Annotated in this window: 3 protein-coding genes; all 3 read left to right on the forward strand. The window is 59.8% G+C overall.

What is annotated here, in order from left to right; translation table 11 throughout:
* Positions 1–58 precede the first annotated feature (58 nt).
* A complete protein-coding gene (locus EZE58_RS02840) occupies positions 59–955 on the forward strand; it encodes a ParA family protein (protein WP_009376888.1) in 897 nt (298 codons plus the stop codon).
* Positions 948–2,681, forward strand: coding sequence for a ParB/RepB/Spo0J family partition protein (locus EZE58_RS02845; RefSeq protein ID WP_009376886.1), 1,734 nt, complete (start codon positions 948–950; stop codon positions 2,679–2,681). Before EZE58_RS02840 ends, EZE58_RS02845 begins: the two co-directional genes overlap by 8 nt.
* Before the next feature lie 2,463 nt (positions 2,682–5,144).
* On the forward strand, positions 5,145–6,235 hold a 1,091-nt coding region (locus EZE58_RS02850), incomplete at its 3' end, for an IS630 family transposase (protein WP_009376884.1).

Raw genomic sequence — 6,235 nt, forward strand, 5'->3', positions numbered from 1 at the left:
GAAATTGGTTTAGGCTGTCAGTAGCTTTGTGAACCCGATGGATGATGGAGTGCGCCGAATGCCGATCATGGACGAGTCGTCTCCGATAGGTGCCGCGATCGCTCGCGACAACCGTCGCGCAGACCGACTGGCACAGGTGAGCTTCCCCAAACCCGATTCGACTCGCATCTTCACCATCGCCAACCAGAAGGGCGGCGTCGGCAAGACGACGACCGCCGTGAACATCGCCGGTGCACTCGCGAAGCAGAACCTCAACGTCCTCGTCATCGACATCGACCCGCAGGGGAACGCGAGTACGGCACTCGGCATCGACCACTACTCCGACGTCACGAGCATCTACGATGTGCTCATCGACGATGTCCCGATGCGGGATGCTGTGGCGCAGGCACCGGACTTCGAGACCCTGGTCTGCGTGCCGGCGACGATCGACCTCGCCGGTGCCGAGATCGAGCTCGTCTCCCTCGTCGCCCGCGAGCAGCGGCTGCAGCGGTCGCTCGGACTCTACCTCGAGGAGCGAGCGGCGGCCGGGGACCGCGTCGACTACGTCATCATCGACTGCCCGCCGAGCCTGGGGCTGCTCACCGTCAACGCATTCGTCTCCGCGCGCGAAGTGCTCATCCCGATCCAGTGCGAGTACTACGCGCTCGAGGGACTGAGCCAGCTGCTCAAGAACATCCAGCTCATCCAGAAGCACCTCAACCCGCAGCTCTCGGTCTCGACGATCCTCCTGACGATGTACGACGGTCGCACGAACCTCAGCGCCCAGGTCGCCGAAGACGTCCGCTCTCACTTCCCGGAGCAAGTGCTGGGGACGGCGATTCCGCGATCTGTGCGGATCTCCGAGGCGCCGAGCTACGGACAGACTGTCATCACCTATGATCCTCATTCCAGCGGCGCTCTGTCCTACCTGGAAGCCGCTGAGGAAATCGCGAACCGAGGAGTGGAACGTGGCTGAACGCAAGAAGCGCGGACTGGGGCGAGGTCTCGGAGCGCTCATTCCCGATGCTGCGTCGAACGATCGCCCTGTCGACGTGTTCTTCTCCGGCGGCAATGCCGACGAACAGTCCCGTGGTGCCGGTGAGGAGACGAAGGCTGGGCGCAGTCGGCGTACCGACCCTGCGGCGACGATGCAGTCCTCGAGGCGTCGCAAGCCGAAGTCGGCAACTGAGGGTTCGGAGGCGAAGTCGTCAGGCGCCGGGCAGGCGAAGAGTGGGTCTCGGTCGACCGCGAGTTCGAAGGCCGGCACATCGGCGAAGAGTTCAACGACGAAGAGTGCCGCCTCGAAGTCCTCGACGGGCAAGGCGGCCGCAGGCGGTAAGACTGGCGCAGCCAGCAAGGCTGCGGGTGCGAAGACCGCTGCTGCCAAGGGCGCAGCCTCCAAGTCCTCAGCGTCCAAGGCCACTGGATCCACGACGTCGAAGTCGGGATCCGCGGCGAAGGCGGCAGGGACGAAGACGGCCGGAGCGAAGGCGTCGGGTTCCAAGACTGCGTCCCCAGCGGCGAAGCGCTCGTCCGTCGAGCCCGCGACCTCCGAGACTGCGGAGTCTGCGGTGGCGGCTGAGCAGGCATCAGCTGTCGAGGAGACCAGCGCCGTTGACCTCACTGCACCGAACGACGACGTCCGTGAAGACCATCCTGGTGTCTACACCTCGAGGGGATTCAGCGACGACGAGGCTGCCGCGGACGCCGGCCCGGAGACAGAGGCCTCGGCTGAGGAACCGGCAGGCCAGCCGAGTGACACCGGAATGTCTACTACTGATGTAGTAGACGTTGCGATCACGTCGGGCGACGATGGATCCGGCGATGCCGCAGCCGTCAACGACGCCGATGATGAGGCGGACGGCGTTGCTGAAGCGTCGGGAGTCGATTCGATCCCGGATACGGCATTCGGAGAGATCGACGTCGCTCTCGTCGATCCGAACCCTCGTCAGCCGCGGACCGTCTTCGACGAGGATCAGCTCGCTGAACTCGTTCACAGCATTCGCGAGATCGGTGTGCTCCAGCCTGTTGTCGTACGCCGGAAGCCCGGTGAGGCCGAGCGATACGAGCTCATCATGGGTGAGCGTCGACTCCGTGCGACGAAGGAAGCCGGTCTGGAGACGATCCCTGCGATCGTCCGGTATGTCGAGGACACGGACCTTCTCCGCGATGCACTGCTTGAGAACCTCCATCGTGCCGAGCTCAACCCTCTCGAAGAGGCGGCTGCCTACGGCCAGCTGCTCGAGGACTTCGGCTGCACGCAGGAGGAGCTGTCGGAGCGCATCGGACGTTCCCGTCCGCAGATCTCGAACACCCTGCGCCTGCTTCGTCTCCCACCGCTGGTTCAGCGTCGCGTCGCAGCCGGCGTGATCTCGGCCGGACACGCTCGCGCTATCCTCGGTCTCAAGGATCCGGAGCAGATGGAAGTCCTTGCTCAGCGAATAGTCGCCGAGGGTCTTTCTGTGCGTGCCTCTGAGGAAGCCGTTGTGCTCCTCAACCGCGGCGACTCGGTGAATGTTTCACGTGCAACATCGCGTGTGGCGCCCGAGTTCATCGAGGTTGCCGAGCGTCTGGGTGATCGTCTCGATACGAAGGTCAACATCACCGTCGGCAAGCGCAAGGGCAAGCTGAGCGTCGAGTTCGCCAATCAGGAGGACCTCGACCGCATCCTCGCCCTTCTCGGCGTCAAGTCCCCCGAATAGGTCGCTCAGTATCTTCCTCTGATTCGAAGCCCACTCGTCAGAGGAACTTCTCTGGTTACCGCGGGACTGCCGATGCCGAGTCGAGTGATGGCAGGGTCGGTTCGCTCGCGGTTGTTCAAACGTTACCGCGGCCCGTAAGTATTCGTCTTTACAGAAGTCGTTGATCTTTGCGTCGAAACCGGCTGAAAGCACGTTGTTTGGGCTGCCGGTGACACAAATTGCGCAGATTCGCGCCTACGATGATGGAACTCCTGCGGTCACGGCATTCTCAGTGTCATGCGGCTGAACACCATGTCCCCCGTATCAGGTGGTCTCGACTAGGGCATTTCATGAGGTCCGATTGATGCACTTCGCCCTGAAGCGGAGGTACGTATGTTCCACGTGAAACTTGGATGCACTGACTCACGGTCTTGTCACACAAACTGCGTAGTGTCGATCAGACTCTCGTATCACGTAAAACGTGACGCTCAAGCGAGAGCAATCAACGCATTTGAATTAAGGCGACATTGTTTTCCCAGAGGAAACTTCATCGTTGTAACAACTCGACGACGGTTTCAGCTTCTTGTGCGGTCCATTCGCCCGGTGATATGGCTCGGAAGTGTGAGGCGACAGGTGTACGTGTCGACCTAGTTCTTCTTTCGGTTGTTCCACTTTCGGTAGAAGCCGGTGATTCGTTCTAGACCGCTGTCGGATGAAATTGCGACGTAATGAAGGTTTCTGTCCGGCTCGTCCAGTTCGGGATCTTCGAGGATGACTCGTTCGAGGTTTCACGTGAAACTGGAACAGGGTGTTTCACGTGAAACGGGAGGTGGACTATTGAGCTCAGAACGCACGAAATCGAGGTTCGATTGCGCCGCAGCATTCTTGGTACCGAATTTGGTGGGATGAGTGGTCGTTCTCCGTGGATTCAATGGAGTTCGGTCTTTTTTCATGCCTGCCTACTTTTTGGCGCTTGATCTCCACCCGCTTATGTCCGGTCAACTCGACTGCTGGATGAAGGCGATGAGCGCTGGTAGGCGTGGCCGGGCGGCGTTTCACGTGAAACGAAGACTGAAGACCGAGTTTCTTGGCGTGTCGCGAGAAACGAGGATTGCTGGCACTGGTGGAGGCTGACCAGTCGCATCAATTTCTACTCTTGGTTTCACGTGAAACGGCCGGCCACGCACGTTTTCGAGTTCCACGAGTATCTTGGTGATTCTAAAGGTATGTCATCGCGATCATCCGCCAAGCCGAAATCGATCAGCCCACCAAGCAGTCTTCACTGGTCCTCCCCGGGGCCCGGCCTCCCGCGGAGGCGAAGAATACTTGATGTGGTTGAAGGCATCGAATGAAGCCAGAAGATCGGGTCCGGACCCGGGCACCCGCACGCTTCAAACCATCGAATGCTGGCTAGAACCCGTAGTCTTCTTGCTATCCTCGGTTCGCTAGTCCCCTTGAAGCGCCCGATTGAACTGGTAGGCGGGTATCTGCTTGTTCCTTCGCGCATGATCTGCCCTTCTCTGCTGCCCGTTTCACGTGAAACGTTGCGCCAACCTCACACCGCCCGTTGCTGGTGAACGTGCTGGCTCGTCAATGATCGCTGTGCACTTTTCAGATGAGTTTTCAGATGCGAATGCGCATGTACGTGCTGCGCTGCTAACATCGGTTGGGATCGAGTCAGCGGCCCGCTTCCCGGCGCAATGGGAAACCCTTGGATCAACGCGAAGTTCAGCGACGAACATGGTTGACCGCAGGCGATTTTCCTTAGTGATCGTCAACACCAGCGTTTCACGTGAAACGCACGTGGAGTCGGGTAAATGTCTGTCGGGGCACGCTAGTGGGGAGGGCAAAGATCATTAACGTCCAAAGGGTACCGAGTCGTCCCAGGTCGGTCGATCTGTTCAAGTGGACGACATTGTTGAAGTCCGGAACCGCGGGATTCAGCTGAAGTCATTGGTTGAGCAATCGTCGGCACGGACGAAGGATTGGGACTGAGGGCTGTAGTCTTTCGCTCCTGTACTCATGGTTCTTCCGTGAAGCGTCGGCTGTTAGACGTACTCCTGTGAGCTGGCAGACGTGGATCTCAGAGAGGGAACACGGTGCGTTTGACGTGAAACCAGATCCTCCTATACGTCAAACGAAGGAGACCAAGCGTCCAGAATGAAACGGTGTCGGTAGCGACGCCGGGAGATCTCGTGGGGATGTGGTTCTGGAACTTTGATTAGGGGAATCTATGGCGACTTGGGCTGGATGTCTGTTGACATCACTGTTTAACGTGAAACCGAGTCAATGATGTGCTGGACCTATGTTCGACGCCAAGACGAGTCCGAGCTATGTTCGAGTTGTGCACCTTGTTCCACGTGAAACGTGGCCACCTCGGGGCCAGAGTAGCGTTCCGCCAGCATGCTGCGGACTACGTGAGTTGATGCTGGTGACCTAGTGTCCTGCGCCTTAAATTCGGTCTGTAAGTTGTAGGATTGGAGTATGGCGCGAACTGGACGACCCAAGGCCGAACTGATCCTGACGGATGAGGAGCGGGAGCAGCTTGAGCGCTGGACTCGGCGTCGTAAGTCGTCTCAGGCGCTCGCGTTGCGCTCGCGGATCGTGTTGGCGTGTGGGGATGGCATGTCGAACAAGGACGTGGCCGCGTTGGTGGGTTGCTCGGATCCCACGGTGACGAAGTGGCGCTCTCGGTTCGTGGAGGCCCGTCTGGACGGTCTCGTTGATGATCCTCGCCCGGGGCGCCCGGCGACGATCACTGCGGAGCAGGTCGAGGATGTCGTGGTCGCGACGCTGGAGTCGACGCCCGCGAACGCGACGCATTGGTCGCGGGCGAAGATGGCCGAGCGCACCGGACTGTCGAAGTCCACGATCGGACGGGTATGGAAGGCGTTCGGTTTGAGACCTCACCAGGCGGACGGATTCAAGCTCTCTAACGACCCGCTGTTCGTGGAGAAGGTCTACGACATCGTCGGCCTCTACCTCGACCCGCCCGAATCCGCCGTCGTTCTTTCGGTGGATGAAAAATCTCAAGTGCAGGCGCTGTCGCGGTCACAGCCCGCGTTCCCGATGATGCCGGGCATGCCCGAAAAGCGCACGCACGACTACTTCCGACACGGCACGACGAGCCTGTTCGCGGCGATGAATGTCGCTGACGGCACGGTGATCGCGTCCACCCATCGCCGACACCGTGCGGTGGAGTTCAAGAAGTTTCTGCAGAAAATCGATCAGAACGTGCCCGAGCATCTGGATGTGCATGTTGTCTGCGACAACTACGGCACACACAAGCACCCGGCCGTGACAGCGTGGGTCGAAAAGCACCCCCGGTTCCACATGCACTTCACGCCGACGTACTCATCGTGGATCAATCAAGTCGAGCGGCTCTTCGCCGAAGTCACCCGCGAACTCCTCCAACGCTCAGATCACCGCAGCGTGCAAGCACTGGAGAAAGACCTCCGCGGCTGGATCAAAGCATGGAACGAGAACCCGAAACCCTTCATCTGGACCAAGACCGCCGACGAGATTCTCACCTCCATCGGACGACTTCTACAACGAATCAACGGCGCGGGACACTA

Source organism: Brevibacterium sp. LS14, from assembly GCF_012027885.1.
GTDB classification, from domain to species: Bacteria; Actinomycetota; Actinomycetes; order Actinomycetales; family Brevibacteriaceae; genus Brevibacterium; species Brevibacterium casei.

Excerpts from the sequence above, each read along its gene's own strand:
- EZE58_RS02840 (WP_009376888.1), top strand. The coding sequence starts at position 59 with ATGCCGATCATGGACGAGTCGTCTCCGATAGGTGCCGCGATCGCTCGC.